This window comes from Staphylococcus sp. HMSC061G12 (assembly GCF_001838465.1).
In the GTDB taxonomy this organism is placed as follows: domain Bacteria; phylum Bacillota; class Bacilli; order Staphylococcales; family Staphylococcaceae; genus Staphylococcus; species Staphylococcus simulans.
The window spans coordinates 1-852 of record NZ_KV837119.1; the positions used below are offsets into that span (position 1 = coordinate 1).

The following is an 852-nucleotide window of genomic DNA, read 5'->3' on the forward strand; positions in this document are numbered from 1 at the left end:
TAACAGATGTTTTAACTAAAACAAATAAAAGAGATGATAGTAATGACAACAACTAAATTAGATAATACCAAATCGGCAAGTCGAACAATCAATTACACAGAAAAAAGTAGTTTAAATTGTGATGTATATTATGCTAAATCAGCATTTAAACAAACTAAGGCTTTGTACAGTAGAAAAATGACATTCAAGCACATATAATCTTTTAATCTAGGTGAAGTTACGCCATAATAACGTAATCAACTAGGCTTGGAGCTAGCAACTAATCATCTTAAAAGTGAGGGATTTACTTGGCGACTTATAATTGTGCATGTTTAGTAAATATTTTAAGGAAAAGTATTTTTTTATTGAGAACTTATGATAATAATAAATATTATCTACCAGGAGGGAAAATCGAAGACAAAGAAAATTTTGATGAAGTATTAATAAGAGAATTAAGAGAAGAACTTTCTTTAAGTATTGAAAAAAGTGAAATATCATTTTATAAATTGGTAGAAGGACCGGCATGTCCTAACACTAAAGAGAGTGTGGTATTAAATTGCTTTCTGTTCTCTGCTGAAACTTTTGATTATAAAATTAACAATGAAATTACTGATGCTAATTTTTTCTCGATATATGACAAAGGTATAATAGCTCCAGCAGTTATAAATGCTTTGGAAAAGGATGGATATATTTAAAGTTGAGAAAAAGAAATAGAGTATGCATTTATGCCGAGAAAATTATTGATCAATTAGGAGAACCCTTAACAAACCCTAAACTTGTAGAAGAATGTCGGCTTAAGTTATAGTGCATTTTCCTCTTCTAATTCTGTGAATATCTCGATGAATACGTCTAAATCTTCTAAACAAACTACTC

The 852-nt window shown here is 29.1% G+C and carries 1 protein-coding gene and 1 pseudogene; both read left to right on the forward strand.

Annotation, left to right across the window (positions count from 1 at the left end; genetic code table 11):
• Positions 1-42 precede the first annotated feature (42 nt).
• A pseudogene (locus HMPREF2937_RS14035) lies at positions 43-200 on the forward strand (protein rlx); the annotation flags it as partial.
• Between the two features lie 87 nt (positions 201-287).
• Positions 288-674: an NUDIX domain-containing protein gene (locus tag HMPREF2937_RS08275; protein WP_070864371.1), complete on the forward strand. Its 387-nt coding sequence runs from the start codon at positions 288-290 to the stop codon at positions 672-674.
• Positions 675-852: the final 178 nt, after the last annotated feature.